Origin of the sequence: Fictibacillus arsenicus (assembly GCF_001642935.1) — a bacterium.
In the GTDB taxonomy this organism is placed as follows: Bacteria; Bacillota; Bacilli; order Bacillales; family Fictibacillaceae; genus Fictibacillus; species Fictibacillus arsenicus_B.
Genome location: NZ_CP016761.1, coordinates 2,995,345 through 3,011,304, shown reverse-complemented (window position 1 = coordinate 3,011,304; position 15,960 = coordinate 2,995,345). Strand labels below are relative to the sequence as shown.

The window sequence follows — 15,960 nt, the reverse complement described above, 5'->3', positions numbered from 1 at the left end:
GTGATTCAGTCTCCCTTTTTTTCATTGACACAGTACGACAAACATGTTAACTTGTTAAAGGTTTAACAAATTAGCGATTTAGCGAAATAAAGCAATAAAGCTTTCAAGGAGGAAATAATAATGAATGCTGTGGTATTAGCAGTAGCAGTAATGCTGGTACTAAGCCTTTTACGTATACATGTAGTTGTTGCTTTACTAGTAGGTGCACTTACGGGCGGTGTTATCGCCGGAATGGGTCTTACTGAAACGATAACCGTATTTACCGAAGGATTAGGATCCAATGCAGTGATTGCACTAAGTTATGCGTTATTAGGAAGTTTTGCTGTGGCTCTGTCACGAACGGGACTTCCAGCTTTAATGGTTAACAAAGCCATCTTGCTTGTTGGGAAAGAAGGAGAAACGAGAAAAAAATCTCTATCAAAAGTTCTTATTCTTTTTGTCATATTAATGATTTCATCTTTTTCTCAAAACCTGATCCCGGTTCATATCGCCATTATTCCGATCTTCATTCCGCCGCTTCTGCATGTATTGAATGAACTTCAGCTAGACAGACGTCTAGTGGCTACAGTTATCACATTTGGTTTAATAACACCATACATGTGGTTCCCTGTAGGATTTGGAGGCATTTTTCATGAAATTCTTCAGACAAATATGAAGGATAGCGGATTAACAGTAAACATGGATCAAATTCCAACAGCGATGACGATTCCTTCGCTAGGTATGATCGCAGGTCTGTTGATAGCTGTTTTCATTACGTATCGAAAGCCTCGCAGTTATGAAAATAAAGTTGTCGGCACTTCCAATTCAGAAGAAGCAGTTTATACAAAAAGATCAATCCTAACCGCAGTTCTTGCAATCGCTGCAACTCTTTTCGTACAATTGCAAACTGATTCGATGATCTTCGGTGCTCTTTCAGGTATTGTATTGCTATATTTTAGCGGTCAATTAAAATTAAAATCTTCAGATGCCGTCCTAACGGAAGGTATGAAAATGATGTCATACATCGGATTCGTAATGATTTCTGCAGCTGGTTTTGCTGCGGTTATGCGTGAAACAGGTGAAGTTGAGACATTGGTAAAAGACAGTGCTGCATTTATTGGCAACTCTACCGCTCTCGGCGTGTTGTTAATGTTAGTGATCGGTCTGCTTGTGACAATGGGGATTGGTTCTTCATTCTCAACTATCCCTATTATTACTACGATTTTTGTTCCGCTTGCAGGTGAATTGGGTCTTAGTGTAATGGCGACCATCGCTTTGATTGGGACAGCTGCAGCACTAGGAGATGCAGGTTCACCAGCTTCAGACAGTACGCTTGGACCAACATCTGGTTTGAATGTAGATAATCAGCATAATCATATTTGGGATACATGTGTTCCAACTTTTCTCCATTACAACTTGCCATTGATCGCATTTGGATTCATTGCCGCAATGGTGTTATAACTCAAAAAAGCTGATCCAAAAAGGCATAAAAAGTCTTTATGGAATCAGCTTTTCTTTTTTTATGAGGCTATTTTCGCAAACCATTGTTGCTATCGGAAGTGGTTGATTTCCGCTCCAGGATGCTCGCTTTCCTCGGGGCGTGCGGTGAGCCTCCTCGCCGCATAGCGCCTGTGGGGTCTCACCTGTCCCGCTGCTCCCGCAGGAGTCTCGCACCTTGCGCTCCAATCAACTTATCAACGAGTGTTCTCACACAAATAAGCATGTCTTGCGAACGAGTTTTTTCAGCTGCAAGAACACTTATGGGGTGAAGATGAGTAGTCATCGGGTGAAACTTGTGGATTTCGGAGTGCAACGAGCGGTTGTTGGGGCGAAACAAGGACTCAATTGGGTTAAAACCCTTTCGCATCTGGCGAACGTGTAATAGTAAAAAGATCACGTACCGTAAAAAAAACAATGATTATAAAAAGCCTCAATAATATAGGTGTCACCTTTTAATTTTTCAGAAAGTACACATCCTACTGATAAGGAGGGATGTTATCATGGCGAAAAGAAAACATGCTTTAGATGCAGCGGTAAAAAATAATCAAACACCGACAGAAAGTATGACAAACGTAGAGTTTTCAGATGAAAAATTTGCTGACGAAATACCAAAAAGAGATACACAAAGTCCGCGTTCTAAAGGAAAATAAGTAAAAAGCTGGCTCACAACTGAGCCAGCTTTTCTGCTTTTTATTCAAAGAAATTCAGTTCCGGTACCCATTGCTTCATGTGTGCCTTAATCTCGTCATATGATTTTTTCATTTCAGGCAGATTTTTCATGGGGTGGATAACGAAAGAACGATCTACATAAGTCGGCAGGAATTTAGGTTCCGCCAGACCGATTGTTGTTTCTTCTCCTTTTACATGTTTTGTGATAGTGAGTTGAACAATGCCGCCTATATCTTTATAACTCCTTCTTTGTCCAGATAGGAAATTCCCTAATGAATAGGCAACAAACGTTTTTGAGCCGTCACTTGCTGTTTCCCATTTAACTGGCTGAAGGACATGAGGATGATGTCCAATGATAATGTCACCGCCTGCTTCTGTGACAACTTTAACAATTTCTTTTTGAAAATTATTCGGCATTCTTTCATACTCGTTGCCAAAGTGCAAAGATACCACAGATACATCAGACAAATCCTTGGCTCTTTGTATGTCATTTTTAATTTTTTCTACTTCGATTAAATTCACAAGATGATCCTTCCCAGCAGGGACAGGTATTCCGTTAGTCCCATATGTATAGCTTAAAAAGGAAACCGTAATATCGTTCTTTTTCATGAGTCTGATGTTCTGCTGATCGTCCTGTGAAACATATGCTCCTGTATACATCACATCAATTTCGTTCCAATAATTTAACGCGCTTAGAATAATTTTTTCCCCGCGGTCAAGTGTATGGTTGTTTGCTAGTGTTACAAGATCAACACCATTTTCTTTTAATGCATCACCAACTTCATGAGGAGAGTTAAAAGATGGGTAAGAAGATAAACCAAATTGAGTACCGCCAATCATTGTCTCCTGGTTAGCCATTGTTATATCAGGCTGTGTCAGATAAGGTTTTACCGGTACAAAGTTTGGATTGAAATTATATGCGCCTGATTGCTGTTTGGCTTTATTATAAACGGTGTCATGAATTAATATATCACCGACAGCTGTGAGTGTAAGGCTTGTTGTTTTTTCGACGGGCTTTTCAACTGCTGGTTCTGGTTCAGGTTCTGTTTGTTTCGGAACGGCTGTATTTTCTTGTTTAGGTGCCTTTTTCTCTTCTATCGCCTGTAAATCTGCGTTATTATACATATATAAGAGTGCAATGGTAATAAAGAAAACGGAAATTATTCCAGAAAACCACAAATAACGTTTCACAAGCAACACCCCCCTTGGCTCTATAATAATGTAAGATGAGGGGAAAAGTATATGTCTTTTTGCCTTGTGTTGAAAACGGTTACAAGAACTAGTCGCAGGAGGAATTAACGAGATGACCCAAATTACAGCGGAAACAGTAGAACTTTTAGATCAGAATGATGAACTGGCTTCTTTTAAAAACGAGTTTTATGTAAAAAATGATTCGATATACTTAGATGGGAATTCCTTAGGGCTTTTATCAAGACGTGCTGAACAATCTTTATTGGATGTTCTTAACGATTGGAAAGAGCAAGGGATCGACGGCTGGATGGGTGGTAAATACCCTTGGTTCACACTGAGTGAACAGTTAGCTGAAAAGTTAGCAGTACTAGTAGGTGCCGAAGCGAATGAAGTGATCGTTACAGGATCAACAACAGTAAACCTGCATCAGCTTGCAGCCACATTTTTCGAGCCGAAACCAGGCAAGACGAAGATTTTAGCAGATGAGCTGACTTTTCCCTCAGATATTTATGCACTTCAAAGCCAGTTGAAGCTGAAAGGTCTTAACCCTGAAACAGAACTGGTTCAAGTTAAGAGCAAGAACTGGATGACTTTGGATGAGCAGGATATCATTGATGCGATGACAGATGACGTTGCCCTAATCGTGTTGCCTTCCGTTCTATACCGCAGCGGGCAACTGCTTGATATGGAACGTTTGACTAAAGAGGCGCACAAACGAAATATACCGATTGGATTTGATCTTTGTCATTCAATTGGTGCGGTCCCTCATGAACTTTCTAAATGGGGCGTTGATTTCGCTTTATGGTGCAACTACAAATATGTAAATGCAGGACCTGGGGGAGTAGGCGGTATTTATGTAAACAAAAAGCATTTCACAAAAACACCTGGACTTTCCGGATGGTTCGGAAGTAAAAAAGAATCACAGTTTGATATGGACCATACATTTGACGCTGAAGAATCTGCTGGCGGATTTCAAATCGGTACTCCGCATATGCTCAGTACAGCTCCATTAATCGGCTCGCTTTCTATTTTCGAAGAAGCGAAGATTGAAAGGATCAGAAGTAAATCATTAAAACTTACAACATTGTTAATGGATCTGCTGGACCAAGAGCTAAAAGATGTATTTAAAGTAGTAAATCCATTAGATGATGCAAGACGAGGCGGACATGTTGCATTAATGCATAACGATGCAGCTAGAATCTGTAAAGCTTTGAAAGATAATGGCATCGTGCCTGACTTCCGTGCTCCTAATGTGATCCGTCTAGCTCCAGTAGCTCTTTATAATTCATTCCGTGATGTATATGATGCTGTGCACATTTTAGCTAAAATAATGAACACACGTGAATATGAGAAATATGAAAATAAACGGGAAGTCATTGCATAAGGAGTTAGGGACAGTGAAGATATTTGATATTTCTATGCCGTTATATAATGGTGTTCCTGGTTGGCCAGGAGACACTCCTTATGCATTTGACCTGGCTTGGACGAAGGAACAATCGGGTTCTGTTAACGTCGGCAGACTTGAGATGAGTACTCATACTGGGACACATATCGATGCTCCTTTTCATTTTGACAATGAAGGGAAAAGAGTCACCGACCTGCCTCTTGATCTATACACAGGTCCCTCTTTGGTGATTGATGTGACAGGTGCTTTGGAGATTACAATTGAAAGTATAGAGGGGAAAATAAAAAACGGCACAAAACGTGTGATTTTTAAAACGAAATGCTGGAGTGACCGTAACATTTTCCCGGAAAAAATCGTACCTGTATCTCCCGAAGTGGTTCCTTTTTTAAAACAACATGGAGTAGGTTTGATCGGGGTGGACATGCCGTCAGTCGATCCCCTCGACAGCAAGGAACTGCAGGCACATCATGCGCTTCATCAGCATAACATTCATATTTTAGAAGGATTGGTGCTTGATGAAGTTTCAGAAGGGGAGTATGAACTGATGGCGTTGCCCCTTCCGTTACAAGATGGAGATGGCAGCCCTGTTCGCGCCATTCTCAAAGAAATGAGTTAATCTTTAAGGCTCTTCTCTCAAGAAAAATGTTGCTTTTGGCTCACTTTGTTCATTCTCTTCATTGATAAGTTGATTGGAGTGCAAGGTGCGAGACTCCTCGAAAATGAACTTCACATTTTCTTCGTGCGATTTAAAGCTGCCGGAGCCTTCCTTGTCCTGCGGGATTAGCGGGACAGGTGAGACCCCGGCAGGCTTGTTTAGCCTAGGGGGCTCACCGCACGCCCCGCGGAAAGCGAGCATCCTGGAGCGGAAATCAACGGCTTCCACTTCCAATAGCAACAAAGTTTGTGAAAAAAGCCTTCTTTAAAAACAAGCACATCTTTATGTGTTTGTTTTTTTACGTTAAACAGCATTTTTTGAGATTTAGATGGATGTTCCTTATAATAGAAAAAGAGATGCTTATTGGAGGAGAACTATGTTCAAGTATGGTTTTACAAATTATTTTGAAGGAAAACTAAACTTCATTGGCTATGAAATTAATCAGGTAGGCCCATGGTTAAATGTTTATATTTCATTTGATATTGAAAATGTGGAAATTCTGCCTGAGGGATTAAACGATCCAAGTGCACTTGCAGTATATGATAAAGACGGCGAGCTTCAGGAAATCATTGCGCATGATGAAGGTGTGGATTGTGAGTACAAGTTTACGGATAAAGAAAAAGAGCAGATTACAAGCTATTTACAATCAATAAATGAAAAACAGTTAATAAAAGGGGAGTGAATGATATTGAAGATCACAGGAATTGAACCAACTCCGAGCCCGAACTCCATGAAAATAAATTTAGATGAGACATTGCCAGGAACAGAGCGCCACAATTATACAAAAGACAATGCTCAGAACGCACCGGAGTTTATTCAGGAGGTATTTAGAGTAGAAGGGGTAAAGAGCATCTATCATGTTGCCGACTTTATGGCTCTGGACCGGAATCCCCGTTCGAAATGGGAAGATATTTTAGCGGGAGTACGAAAAGTATTTGGACAAGAAGAAGAATCTGCAGCTGAACAAAATGAGGACAAGGATGAAGAAATTACTGAAATTACAGTTCTTATTCAAATGTTCCGCGGCTTGCCGATGCAGATTAAGCTTAAAACGGAAAAAGAAGAAAAACGTGTTGGACTGCCGGAACGTTTTGCAAAAGCAGCACTTAAAGCGCAGGATTCTTCAGACAACCTTGTAATGGAGCGTAAATGGGAAGAACAAGGTGTTCGTTATGGAACATTTGAGCAAGTAGGAAATGAAGTAGCAGAAGAATTGTCAGCTGTTTATCCTCAAGAACGTCTTGATCAGTTAGTGGAACAGGCGTATAGCTCGAATGGCGAAAAAGAAATTGAGGAAGAGAACGTATCAACTTCGGAAGTAGCTGAGCAGCTCCGTGACAGCGATTGGCAAACTCGGTATGCGGCACTCGAAAGAATGAATCCGACACTTGATGATGTAATGATATTGAAACAAGCTTTAAAGGATGAAAAGCCATCCATCAGACGTCTAGCAGTTGTCTATTTAGGAATGATTGAAGATGAAGCTGTTCTCCCATTATTGTATCTTGCCTTGCAGGACAAAAATGTGTCTGTAAGACGTACAGCAGGTGATGCCTTGTCAGACCTGGGCAATCCAAAGGCCATTCCAGTAATGTGTGATGCACTCTCTGATAAAAACAAATTAGTAAGATGGCGTGCAGCACGTTTTCTTTTTGAAGTTGGTGATGAAACAGCAGTTCCGGCATTAAAAGCTGCCCAAGATGACCCGGAATTTGAAGTAGCTTTACAAGTTAAAATAGCTTTAGAGCGTATTCAAAGCGGTGAGGAAGCAGCAGGAACGGTTTGGCAGCAGATGACAAAGAGCCGTGAACAATAAATTTCTATAAAAGTAAAGGGGCTGACTCTAAAGTAAATAACTTATGAAGTCAGCCTCTTTTTATTTGAAACATAAAATAATCCGGGCTGCCAAAAGTCAGTTTACCTGACTTTTGGAACAGCCCATTATTGAGATATCCCGGATTCTGAAATTTTAAGATTATACACAACCTGAATATCCGTATCTTGGTATTGATCAAGCCACTTTTTAGAATTGAATCCCCTTGTTTGTGAACGCACATGTTCACCAACACCGAGTGGATCTATATTTAATTCTTGAAATTTACGGGTTAACTCTCGAGCTTTATGTTCGAGTTCGTTTTTTATGTTTTTTTCAATCCCTTTTACTACTTTTGGATCACCCGCATTAACCCTTTTTGAATCAATACCAAGTTTGTTTCTAGATCCTCATTAAAAGCTTCTTTTGGACCGACTACACTAAATTCTACTTCAGGTACATTTATGGCTCTGACAGTTTGTTCCTTCATTAGGTGAACGAAAATCATCCCTGTAGATGAACGTTTCTTTAGTGCAACACATCCCTGCAGAATCATGGCATTAATCGTTTTTTTATCAGGGTTTTCATTCCAATGTTTATTTCCAAATGGAAGCTGCTCATACATTTCTTTGCTCGAAAGCTTCTTATGGTCTTGTAAGAAACGAAGCACCTCTTTATTAAAGCGTTCTTGTGAGATCAAAGACTCGATATAACCAGATTCCCAATCCGAAATACCAGTTTCTTGCCAAAGGATATTATTATCTAACTGTTTATTTTCTTTTTTTTCTGCAATGGGGTTGGATTTTATTGACTTTCCTGTTTTAAAGAATCTCATGGCTGACCCCATTTGGCTGTTCGATAAAACGAAGAATTTCTTTTGTGATCTCTTCTGGTTTTTCTTCCATGACAAGATGGCCGCATTTTTCATAGACAATCAGTTCTGCGTTTGGGAGATCGTGTTTAAGCTTATAGCCGATCTTCAAAGGAATAACTTTGTCCTCCTTACCCCAGATCATCAATACTGGCTGAGTTACCTCTTTTAACTCTTCTGAACTCATATCGCCTTCGCGATGTCTTAAAAGTCTGATTAAACAATTGATAAAAGCTGCTTCACTTATTGGTTTGCTGTATCCGTCAATCATTTCTTGTGTGACTAATTTTGAATCATGCAAAACTGCCAATAGGTTTTGTTTCACATCTTTTTTTTGAATCCAGCTTTTCATTCCCCATGTAAACAAAGGTAAATAAGAGCATGCGATCAATGAACGGCTGGCTCGTTTTACATAGGAACAGCAGCCAAGAAGAATAAGTTTTTTAATCCGTTTAGGTGCTTTTCTTGCAGCATGCATGCAAATCTGACCGCCCATAGAATGACCGATTAATATCACATCTTGAATGTTAAGCTTGTCTAAAAAATCAATGATTAATTGTCCATAGTTACTAAGCTTATAGATAAAACTTGTAGATTTTTCACTCTGACCGAACCCAGGCAGGTCAAGAGCGATCACTTTATATTCTTTTGTAAGATAGGGAAGTAATTTTCTGAAACTGATTGTAGATGATAAAAACCCATGAACGAGCACAATTACTTTTGCATCCGGGTTTTCATGATCGAAGTATTCGTAATAAATCTCCACATTGTTTACATTTAACCGATATCCAGGAACAAATGGATGCTCTTTATTTACGGCCATGAATTTTTACCCTCCGTCCGCAAAAATCTTATACGTAGTTTTACCAAACCTGTCTAAAGATACAAGGTGCAATTATTTCCTATACTCATAAAGGTTGTTTCATCCCGGAATTCCAGCAGTCCAATCAAAATTTGTGCGTTTGTCTCTATTCCTCTTTACATGCTTCGTACATATTTTAATAAGGAGTAAGAACGCATAAAGAAAAGAAATGAAGGAGGTAGCAGGATGGCATTTCCATATTATCCTTACTATTACCCGTATGCAGGTGGCTACGGTTATGGCGGCTATGGCTACGGTTGGATCTGGGCTGTAATAATAATCTTGTTTATTCTCATCTTGATATTTGGTGGCTGGTGGTGGTGGAACACCAGAGATTAACAGATTAAGGCTTGGAGGTAGGGTCTTCAGGCCTTTTTTTGCTTAAAGTATGAATGAAACGTCATGCGGGGATAATGAAGTAAAAAATGGAGAGATGATATGCACAGTCGTCAAACAGTTCGCTATATTTGTGAAGAGTATACTAGCGGAAACTGTTATTATTACAAAAGTGAAATTATTACACATGATAATTGGAAAAATCTTGACTCCCTTTCCTGGTCAAGGCCCCGTCCAATTTCTAAGAAAACCTTTATAAAACAAAAAAAAGCGGGCTATAAGACAGAGCATAAGTTTATTAAAAAAGAACCTGCTGTGGTCATAGCGTTGCCTCAATTGTAAAACCGCCTTATCCATGGCGGTTTTGTTCTGTTCAAAAGGCTGTTTTTGTAAAATGCTGCTATTAGAAGAGGCGCTTTGAGCGAAAAAGGAAGTTTTGGAGCGAAACTAGAGGTATTTTGAGCGAAACGAGAGGATCTTGAGCGTAAGTCGGCGTTTTTGAGCGAAACTCAATGAATCTGAGCGAACGTGTAATAAATATAAGAACACGTACCGTGAAATTTCATAAACAAAGGACAGGAGATCATGGATAAAGCCTAAGCAAATATTAGAAAAAAGGATTACATATATTCAGCGGTTGGGAATACAAGTCATAAGAAAGCTTTTTTAAGGAGTGAATGAAGTGGATAAATTTCGAATTGCTAAGGACACGTTAGGTGAAGTTAAAGTACCTGAAGATGTTTATTATGGTGCCCAGACCCAAAGAGCGGTAAATAATTTTCCGATAAGCGGTCTCAGACTGCCTTTTTCTTTTATTAAAGCACAAGCGATCATCAAAGCCAGTGCTGCCGCGGCCAATAAAGAATGCGGTGTATTAAACGCTAAAAAAGCGGACTGTATTATTCAGGCAGCTGAAGAGATCATCAATGGAAAATGGAATGAACAATTCGTTGTAGATGTGTACCAGGCGGGTGCAGGTACTTCACAAAATATGAATGTGAATGAAGTCATCGCATCACGAGCAGCTGAAATACTAGGAGGCAAAAAAGGAGATTTTAGTCTCGTTCATCCAAACGATGATGTGAATATGTCACAGTCTACAAACGACACAATTCCAACTGCTATACATATCTCAATTGCGGGTCAGCTTTATGAAACACTGTATCCTGCTATAGATCATTTACTAGAAGTCTTGGAAGAAAAAGAAAAGGAATTTCATTCAGTTGTTAAAGCAGGCCGTACACATTTGCAGGACGCGGTTCCTATCAGGCTGGGGAGTGAATTTAAAGGATATAAAGGAGCTGTTCTATCTGTAAAAAACGCTTTAAAAGAGGCAGAAAAGTATTTATTTGACTTAGGATTAGGCGGAAATGCAGTAGGAACCGGAATTAATGCCCATGAAAAGTATGCAGTTTTAGCTATTAAAGAGATTGCGAAACGGACGAAGCTTCCATTCACACAAAGTGAAAACACGTATATGTTTATGCAAAATACCAATGCTGCGATCCGAATCAGCGGCCACCTGAGAGAACTAGCGGTTCATCTTATAAAGATCTCAAGTGATCTGCGTCTATTGAGCAGCGGGCCAAGAACTGGACTTGCAGAAATAACCCTGCCAGCGGTCCAGCCAGGTTCCTCTATAATGCCAGGCAAAATCAATCCAGTCATTCTAGAAAATTTATATATGATTTGCTCACAGGTAATTGGAAATGATTCATGTGTAACAACTGCTGCCATCGGAAGCCAGCTTGAAATCAATCCAATGATGCCTGTAATTGGCTATAACGTTTTACAATCTATTACGATCATAAGCAATGGTATGAATGTATTTACGGATAAATGCTTGAAAGGAATCAGCGCGAATAAAGAGAGAATTAAAGAGTGGCTGGATCAAAGTCTTTCACTGGTAACAGCACTAAATCCTCATATCGGATATGAAAAGGCAGCTGCATTGGCAAAAGAAAGCTTTGAAACAGGGAAAACTTTGAAAGAACTTTTGATTGAAAAAAAATTATTCACACCGGAGGAAGCAGAACGTATTTTAGATCCGAACTCAATGATTTAATAGGCTGTTTCGTAAACATTGTTGTGATTAGAAGATATTGATTTCCGCTCCAGGTGCTCGCTTTCCGCGGGGCGTGCGGTGAGCCTCCTCGGCGCTTTGCACCATTAGGAGTCTCACCTTCAAAGAAGTTGGTGTGCTCCTGCGTCAACAAGTAAATTCTGACGAAGGGTGTTCCTCGTCGCATGCCTTACGAGAAGAATACTCAGGTAGCTGGCACGCTGCTCCCGCAGGAGTCTCGCACCTTGCGCTCCAATCAACTAGTCAAAGAAGCGTACTCCATAAAAATGTTCAAAAGCAATGAGCCATTAATAAAATGTTGTAACTTTTTTTTGTTTTTCTCGACAAATATAGTACAGATTCCTTGTTTTTCATTTTTTTAACAAAAATGTAGTGAATAGTTAAAAATAAGCGTTATAATTAAGAGGTATTTCTCAAATAAAGGTAACGATTTAATATATTGGAAAACCTTTAAGTGATGAAATACGTGAAAAACTTGATATTTGAACTGCTTTTTTTGGGAGGAACTTTAAAATGTGCGGCTTTATTGGATATATGTTAAATACACCTGACACTGCTGAGCAGCAGGAAACTGAAAAATTAATTGAGATGACAAACATCATTACACACAGAGGTCCGGATGATAGTGGACACTTTGTTGATCAATATGTCCGCTTTGGATTTCGCCGCTTAAGCATCATCGACCTAGAAAGCGGTAAACAGCCTTTATCATATGAAGATGATCGTTATTGGATCATTTTTAATGGAGAAATCTATAATTATGTTGAAATAAGGAAAGATCTTGAAGAAAAAGGATTTGAGTTTAAAACACACTCTGATACTGAAGTTATACTTGCTCTTTTTAGCGAAAGACGGGAAGAGGCAATGAAAGAACTTCGAGGTATGTTCGGATTTTTAATCTGGGATAAAGAAACAAAAGAGCTTTTTGGTGCGCGGGATCCATTTGGAATTAAACCGTTCTTTTATTTAGAGGATGAAGAAGGCTTGTACTGTGCTTCCGAAAAGAAAAGCATCACCCTGGCAAAACAAGATCAGCAAGTAGATGCTGAAGCACTGCATCACTATTTAACTTATCAATTTGTTCCTGAGCCGATGACTTTAACAAAAGGAATCAAGAAACTCGAACCAGGGCATTATTTTGTAAAAAAAGCAGGCAGACCTTTAAAAATCAAGTCATATTGGAAGCCTAATTTCACAACAAAAGATATGACTCTTGAAGAAGCAAAAGATGAAATTCGATCTGTAATGCGTGACTCCGTAAAGATTCACATGCGTTCAGATGTTCCTGTAGGCGCATTCTTATCTGGCGGGATAGATTCCAGTGCAATTGTGGCAATGGCAAGTGAACTTCATCCCTCACTTAAAACTTTTACTGTAGGATTTGAAAGAGAAGGTTTCAGTGAGATCGATGTTGCAGTGCAAACAGCTGCTGCATTGAACGTTGAAAACATTCATTACTTGGTAAAACCTGAAGAGTTTATTAGGGAGCTTCCGAAGATAATCTGGCATATGGATGATCCAGTTGCAGATCCAGCGGCGGTTCCATTGTATTTTGTGGCTCGCGAAGCTGCAAAGCATGTGACGGTAGTATTATCAGGTGAGGGAGCAGATGAGCTTTTTGGTGGATATAACATCTACCATGAACCACACTCTTTACGTCATTTGTCTTCCATGCCAAAAGGAATAACGAAAGGACTTGCTGCAATTGCAAACGTACTTCCTGAGGGGCTTAAAGGCAAAAGCTTCTTGGAGCGGGGAAGCATGACGATTGAAGAGCGTTATATTGGAAACGCTAAGATGTTTTCAGAATATGAAAAAAGTAAACTGCTGAAAGATTATCGGTCAGCTTATAATTATAAAAATGTGACAAAACCTTTATATGATCAAGCTGCAGCGTTTCATGATGTACACAAAATGCAGTATATCGACCTTCATACATGGATGCGAGGAGATATACTCGTAAAAGCAGATAAGATGACAATGGCTCATTCATTGGAACTGCGAGTACCGTTCTTAGATAAAGAAGTGTTTAAGATTGCTTCAAGTCTGCATCCTAATCTTACAGTAACAAACGGAACTACTAAATATGCCTTAAGAGAGGCTATGCAAGGTATTGTACCTGATAGCGTTCTTCACCGCAGAAAGTTAGGATTTCCTGTTCCGATCAGGCACTGGCTGAAAAATGAAATGTATGATTGGGCTAAACAACTGATTTTATCGAGTGATACGGATCAATATTTAAATAAGGATACAGTACTTCACCTACTTGAAGGACACCGTGCTGGAAGAGGAGATTACAGCAGGAAGATATGGACGGTACTGATGTTCATGCTATGGCATCAGATAAATATTGAGAAAAGATACAATTTCGGGAAGAACGAAATGTACAATCCTAGTATAGGACAGGAATTAACACTAACCGGCCGTTAACACTCCATTTATTAATTTTGCTTGTACTGTATAGTTATGTTATACTTAACAGGTTAAAAAATAGTTAGGAGTGTTTTCATGAATTTTGAAGTAGGTAGCATTGTTGAAGGTAAAGTTACAGGCATTAAGCCTTTTGGTGCGTTTGTTGCATTAAATGATAATGTACAAGGTCTTGTGCATATTTCTGAAGTTTCCCATGGCTTCGTTAAAGATATTAATGACGCTTTAAGTGTTGGCGACGTTGTGTCAGTAAAGATTCTTTCTGTTGACGAAGACAGCAAGAAAATTTCACTTTCCATCCGACAAACACAAGAAGCACCAGCGCCAGCACCGAAAAAAGAGCGCCGTCCTGGTGGTTTCAACAACAACAAGAAAAGCAGCAGCAATAACAATCAAGACGCTAACAAAGGTTTCAACACTCTTGAAGCAAAGCTTAAAGACTGGTTGAAAGAGTCAACTGATCGTCAGGCTCAACTTAATAAGCGCCTTAAAAAATAATAAAAATACCTCTCATTTCGAGAGGTTTTTTTGTACACAAAAATGATTGTATCAAACCCGATTATGTTCAGGAGTTCTTTCACCGCTTAATTCTTCAGAAGGCTTAAATAATAATGTTAAACAGTACAAGCCGGATAAACCAACAAGTCCGTATACGATACGAGCTAAAGCAGTGTCCTGCCCGCCGAAAATGGCTGCAACAAGATCAAACTGAAAAAATCCGATTAGTCCCCAATTGATTGCTCCTACAATTACTAATGCCAGCGCAAATCGCTGTAATCCACTCATTTGATAATTCCTCCTATTTTTTTAATAAAAATGCTCTCTTATAGTGCCAAATTTTAACTGTATGTATACATTCCCGACTTCTGCAGGATGAAACAACATTTACTGACGCATCCTAAGGTTCGGTAAGCTGATTACTTTACTTTTTAAGGATGAGTCCCACATAATACGGTTTAAATGATGTAAGGAGGAGTAATTGCAATGAATGAATATATATATTACAACCCGACCCGTTTAGTATTCGGCAAAAATCAGATTAAGACTCTTAAAGATGAACTTGGCCGTTACGGTAAAAAAGTACTCGTTGTCTATGGCGGAGGAAGCATTAAACGCAACGGATTATATGATGAAGTGATGAATGAGTTAAATAAGATGGGGATGGAAGTAAGCGAGCTTTCTGGAGTAGAACCTAATCCGCGGCTGACTACTGTAAAAAGAGGGGTAGACCTCTGTAAAGAAAACAATATTGAATGCTTATTGGCAGTAGGCGGCGGAAGTGTGATCGATTGTACAAAAGCGATTGCAGCGGGAGCAAAATATGATGGAGATGTTTGGGACCTAATCACTCTAAAAGCTCAGCCTCAAGAAGCTCTTCCTTTTGGTACAGTTCTCACATTAGCTGCTACTGGATCAGAGATGAACTCCGGATCAGTAATCACGAATTGGGAGACACAAGAGAAATATGGCTGGGGAAGCCCATTAGTATTCCCGAAATTCTCCATTTTGGATCCAACCTATACTTTCTCTGTTCCAAAAGATCAAACGATTTACGGAATTGTAGATATGATGTCCCACGTATTAGAACAATACTTTCATAATGCAGAAAATACTCCTTTGCAAGACCGTTTTGCCGAATCGATTTTATTAACGGTTATGGAAACGGCACCTAAGCTGCTAGAGGATCTAGAAAATTATGAACTGCGTGAAACTATTCTTTACAATGGAACGATGGCTCTTAATGGAACCCTCCAAATGGGTCTTCGCGGTGACTGGGGAAGCCATAATATAGAGCATGCTGTTTCTGCTGTATATGACATTCCTCACGCTGGCGGCTTAGCTATTCTTTTTCCAAATTGGATGAGACATAACGTAGACACAAATGTAGACAGGTTTAAACAGCTTGCTGTTCGAGTATTTGGTGTAGAAACAGAAGGGAAATCAGATAAAGAAGCCGCGTTGGAAGGTATTGACCGTTTATCAGCATTTTGGACATCACTAGGTGCACCAAATGCCTTAGCGGATTATGATATTGACAGTTCGAAACTTGATTTGATAGCCGATAAAGCAATGGCTAGAGGTGAGTTTGGCAACTTTAGCAAGCAAAATAAAGAAGACGTATTAAACATTTTAAAAATGTCATTATAAAAGAGGGGGCTTCCCCTT

At 39.5% G+C, this 15,960-nt stretch carries 16 protein-coding genes; 11 read left to right on the top strand and 5 right to left on the bottom strand.

What is annotated here, in order from left to right; all coding sequences use genetic code 11:
• The first annotated feature begins 120 nt into the window (after window positions 1-120).
• Together ABE41_RS15405 and ABE41_RS21095 are read left to right on the top strand one after the other, a co-directional pair.
• Complete coding sequence (locus ABE41_RS15405; RefSeq protein ID WP_066292143.1) at window positions 121-1,440, top strand: Na+/H+ antiporter family protein; 1,320 nt, start codon at window positions 121-123, stop codon at window positions 1,438-1,440.
• A gap of 539 nt (window positions 1,441-1,979) precedes the next feature.
• Window positions 1,980-2,129, top strand: coding sequence for a hypothetical protein (locus ABE41_RS21095; protein WP_156774286.1), 150 nt, complete (start codon window positions 1,980-1,982; stop codon window positions 2,127-2,129).
• A 40-nt stretch (window positions 2,130-2,169) separates the two neighbouring features.
• Here the strand turns inward: ABE41_RS21095 and ABE41_RS15400 are convergent, their stop codons facing one another.
• Complete coding sequence (locus ABE41_RS15400; RefSeq protein WP_253805359.1) at window positions 2,170-3,339, bottom strand: CapA family protein; 1,170 nt, start codon at window positions 3,337-3,339, stop codon at window positions 2,170-2,172.
• Between the two features lie 112 nt (window positions 3,340-3,451).
• Between ABE41_RS15400 and kynU the strand changes: the two genes are divergently transcribed.
• The 4 genes from kynU (at window position 3,452) to ABE41_RS15375 (ending at window position 7,215) form a co-directional block, all read left to right on the top strand.
• Window positions 3,452-4,723, top strand: coding sequence for a kynureninase (gene kynU, locus ABE41_RS15395; protein ID WP_066292138.1), 1,272 nt, complete (start codon window positions 3,452-3,454; stop codon window positions 4,721-4,723).
• A 13-nt stretch (window positions 4,724-4,736) separates the two neighbouring features.
• Window positions 4,737-5,360, top strand: a complete 624-nt coding sequence (gene kynB, locus ABE41_RS15390) for an arylformamidase (protein ID WP_066292135.1) — start codon at window positions 4,737-4,739, stop codon at window positions 5,358-5,360.
• A gap of 415 nt (window positions 5,361-5,775) precedes the next feature.
• Window positions 5,776-6,081: a hypothetical protein gene (locus ABE41_RS15380; RefSeq protein ID WP_066292131.1), complete on the top strand. Its 306-nt coding sequence runs from the start codon at window positions 5,776-5,778 to the stop codon at window positions 6,079-6,081.
• 6 nt (window positions 6,082-6,087) lie between these two features.
• Complete coding sequence (locus ABE41_RS15375) at window positions 6,088-7,215, top strand: conserved virulence factor C family protein (RefSeq protein ID WP_066294910.1); 1,128 nt, start codon at window positions 6,088-6,090, stop codon at window positions 7,213-7,215.
• Between the two features lie 125 nt (window positions 7,216-7,340).
• Here ABE41_RS15375 and ABE41_RS21555 read toward each other — a convergent pair whose 3' ends face one another.
• The 3 genes from ABE41_RS21555 to ABE41_RS15365 are packed head-to-tail and all read right to left on the bottom strand — an operon-like array spanning window position 7,341 to window position 8,906.
• Window positions 7,341-7,541: a Ger(x)C family spore germination C-terminal domain-containing protein gene (locus ABE41_RS21555; RefSeq protein WP_367642158.1), complete on the bottom strand. Its 201-nt coding sequence runs from the start codon at window positions 7,539-7,541 to the stop codon at window positions 7,341-7,343.
• A 20-nt stretch (window positions 7,542-7,561) separates the two neighbouring features.
• Window positions 7,562-8,047 carry a spore germination protein gene (locus ABE41_RS15370; RefSeq protein ID WP_066292129.1) on the bottom strand — a complete coding sequence of 162 codons (486 nt, stop codon included), beginning with the start codon at window positions 8,045-8,047 and terminating at the stop codon, window positions 7,562-7,564.
• Window positions 8,034-8,906: an alpha/beta fold hydrolase gene (locus tag ABE41_RS15365; protein WP_066292127.1), complete on the bottom strand. Its 873-nt coding sequence runs from the start codon at window positions 8,904-8,906 to the stop codon at window positions 8,034-8,036. The genes ABE41_RS15370 and ABE41_RS15365 overlap by 14 nt, the downstream gene beginning before the upstream one ends.
• A 225-nt stretch (window positions 8,907-9,131) precedes the next feature.
• Here ABE41_RS15365 and ABE41_RS20740 point away from each other — a divergent pair, with 225 nt between their 5' ends.
• The 4 genes from ABE41_RS20740 to yugI all read left to right on the top strand — a co-directional run bounded on the left by ABE41_RS20740 (window position 9,132) and on the right by yugI (window position 14,292).
• On the top strand, window positions 9,132-9,284 hold the full coding sequence (locus ABE41_RS20740; RefSeq protein ID WP_083207830.1) for a sporulation protein YjcZ: 153 nt from the start codon (window positions 9,132-9,134) through the stop codon (window positions 9,282-9,284).
• A gap of 679 nt (window positions 9,285-9,963) precedes the next feature.
• The gene (locus tag ABE41_RS15355; protein ID WP_083207828.1) at window positions 9,964-11,346 is read left to right on the top strand and encodes a class II fumarate hydratase; all 1,383 of its coding nucleotides are present in this window, start codon (window positions 9,964-9,966) and stop codon (window positions 11,344-11,346) included.
• 531 nt (window positions 11,347-11,877) lie between these two features.
• Window positions 11,878-13,794 (top strand): asparagine synthase (glutamine-hydrolyzing), encoded by a 1,917-nt coding sequence (gene asnB, locus ABE41_RS15350; protein WP_066292115.1) that lies wholly within the window; start codon window positions 11,878-11,880, stop codon window positions 13,792-13,794.
• Window positions 13,795-13,872: 78 nt separating this feature from the next.
• Window positions 13,873-14,292 (top strand): S1 domain-containing post-transcriptional regulator GSP13, encoded by a 420-nt coding sequence (gene yugI, locus ABE41_RS15345; protein ID WP_066292113.1) that lies wholly within the window; start codon window positions 13,873-13,875, stop codon window positions 14,290-14,292.
• Between the two features lie 51 nt (window positions 14,293-14,343).
• On the opposite strand, the gene ABE41_RS15340 is transcribed toward yugI, so the two are convergent.
• Complete coding sequence (locus tag ABE41_RS15340; protein WP_066292112.1) at window positions 14,344-14,580, bottom strand: DUF378 domain-containing protein; 237 nt, start codon at window positions 14,578-14,580, stop codon at window positions 14,344-14,346.
• Between the two features lie 198 nt (window positions 14,581-14,778).
• On the opposite strand from ABE41_RS15340, the gene ABE41_RS15335 reads away from it, so the two are divergent.
• Complete coding sequence (locus tag ABE41_RS15335) at window positions 14,779-15,942, top strand: iron-containing alcohol dehydrogenase (protein WP_066292109.1); 1,164 nt, start codon at window positions 14,779-14,781, stop codon at window positions 15,940-15,942.
• Window positions 15,943-15,960: the final 18 nt, after the last annotated feature.

Excerpts from the sequence above, each read along its gene's own strand:
- ABE41_RS15380 (WP_066292131.1), top strand. The coding sequence starts at position 5,776 with ATGTTCAAGTATGGTTTTACAAATTATTTTGAAGGAAAACTAAACTTC.
- ABE41_RS15335 (WP_066292109.1), top strand. The coding sequence starts at position 14,779 with ATGAATGAATATATATATTACAACCCGACCCGTTTAGTATTCGGCAAA.
- kynU (WP_066292138.1), top strand. The coding sequence starts at position 3,452 with ATGACCCAAATTACAGCGGAAACAGTAGAACTTTTAGATCAGAATGAT.
- ABE41_RS15405 (WP_066292143.1), top strand. The coding sequence starts at position 121 with ATGAATGCTGTGGTATTAGCAGTAGCAGTAATGCTGGTACTAAGCCTT.
- ABE41_RS20740 (WP_083207830.1), top strand. The coding sequence starts at position 9,132 with ATGGCATTTCCATATTATCCTTACTATTACCCGTATGCAGGTGGCTAC.
- ABE41_RS15365 (WP_066292127.1), bottom strand. The coding sequence starts at position 8,906 with ATGGCCGTAAATAAAGAGCATCCATTTGTTCCTGGATATCGGTTAAAT.
- yugI (WP_066292113.1), top strand. The coding sequence starts at position 13,873 with ATGAATTTTGAAGTAGGTAGCATTGTTGAAGGTAAAGTTACAGGCATT.
- ABE41_RS21095 (WP_156774286.1), top strand. The coding sequence starts at position 1,980 with ATGGCGAAAAGAAAACATGCTTTAGATGCAGCGGTAAAAAATAATCAA.
- ABE41_RS15340 (WP_066292112.1), bottom strand. The coding sequence starts at position 14,580 with ATGAGTGGATTACAGCGATTTGCGCTGGCATTAGTAATTGTAGGAGCA.
- ABE41_RS15370 (WP_066292129.1), bottom strand. The coding sequence starts at position 8,047 with ATGAGATTCTTTAAAACAGGAAAGTCAATAAAATCCAACCCCATTGCA.
- asnB (WP_066292115.1), top strand. The coding sequence starts at position 11,878 with ATGTGCGGCTTTATTGGATATATGTTAAATACACCTGACACTGCTGAG.